The sequence below is a fragment of the Colwellia sp. BRX10-4 genome, assembly GCF_014077465.1.
GTDB lineage: Bacteria > Pseudomonadota > Gammaproteobacteria > Enterobacterales > Alteromonadaceae > Colwellia_A.
Map to the genome: position 1 here is coordinate 1 of NZ_JACGVZ010000130.1, position 319 is coordinate 319.

The 319-nt window shown below is 32.3% G+C and carries 1 protein-coding gene; it reads right to left on the reverse strand.

All coding sequences use genetic code 11. From position 1 onward, the window contains the following. Positions 1-80: 80 nt before the first annotated feature. Positions 81-319, reverse strand: a 239-nt coding sequence (locus H4J67_RS20395; RefSeq protein ID WP_220471684.1) for a hypothetical protein, incomplete at its 5' end; no start/stop codon positions are given.

The window sequence follows — 319 nt, forward strand, 5'->3', positions numbered from 1 at the left end:
CGGCAAAAAATTGTTGGCTATAATGTTGAACGAAGTGAAAACAGCCAACTGTTTTTTGTCCGTTTGAATGCCTTGTTAGGTTAATCTAGCTTCTTTAGTCGCATAGATAATAAAACAAGTAATCCACCCATAATACCTGTAGAAACACCTCCAGTGAGACCAAGGGATATGATGAATGGCTTTAAAATAAATAGTGATAATACAAGAGCAGGTATAAATAAAATAGCGGCCACTTTAAAATTTATAAATGATTTAAATTGTTCAGAGCAATGAGGGCATACTTTAACTTTGCCAAATTTATTCAAAGTTTTAGAAAATA